Genomic DNA, 893 nt, shown 5'->3' on the forward strand with positions numbered 1-893 from the left:
ATACCTGGTTACTCGTTGACGGTGGATGGGCGAAAAGTCAGCGACGGACAAATCAAAGAATGGCTGATGGAAGAGATCGAATCGGATGGACTGGGCTATGGATACGTCAAGTTGATGATCCAATTACGCAGACACCATGGACTGGTCATCAACAAGAAGAAGGTATATCGGCTGTGTAAGGAGCTGGGGATCCTCAAACCGCAACGTCCTGTAAAACATTCATACCCAAGAAAATTAGCCCGGAATCGGGATATTACCGCACCAAATCAACTGTGGGAGGTGGATGTGAAATACGGCTACATTCATGGGGAGGACAAGTTCTTCTTTATTTTGTCATACATCGATGTGTTCGACCGACAAATTGTCGGGTACCACATTGGACTGCGGTGTGAAGCCAAGGACGTCGTCATGACGCTACAAAGCGCGTTGTGGAAACGAAAGTTATTCACGGGTGAACAAGCCATGCCCGTGGTTCGTTCAGACAATGGACCACAGTTTGTCAGCCATGTGTTTGAGAAAGCGTGCGAGGACCTCAGAATCGAGCATGAACGGATTCCGCCAAAAACGCCGAACATGAATGCACACATCGAGTCATTTCATCGAGTGCTGGAGGATGACAGACTATCCACATGTGAGTTTGCGACATACGCAGAGGCGTACGAGACTGTGGACACGTACATGAAGTGGTATAACAGCGCTCGAATTCATTCAAGCATTCATTACTTGTCACCGATTGAGTTTCACCAACGGCATCTGACGAGCGGACTGATGCCAGTAAAACCAGTTCGCGTCTAATGCGCAAACGAGAAATCCTGGATGCGGATAAATGGGTGTCGGAATATTAAATCATTCTACAAAAAAGAGCGATTGTCCAATAAGAAGGGGTTGACCCG

At 47.6% G+C, this 893-nt stretch carries 1 protein-coding gene; it reads left to right on the forward strand.

Going from position 1 to position 893, the window contains the following annotated elements:
- The coding region (locus tag J3482_RS20135; protein WP_206923077.1) for an IS3 family transposase at positions 1-795 on the forward strand (795 nt) is incomplete at its 5' end.
- Between the last annotated feature and the right edge of the window lie 98 nt (positions 796-893).

Source organism: Alicyclobacillus suci, from assembly GCF_017329615.1.
GTDB classification, from domain to species: domain Bacteria; phylum Bacillota; class Bacilli; order Alicyclobacillales; family Alicyclobacillaceae; genus Alicyclobacillus; species Alicyclobacillus suci.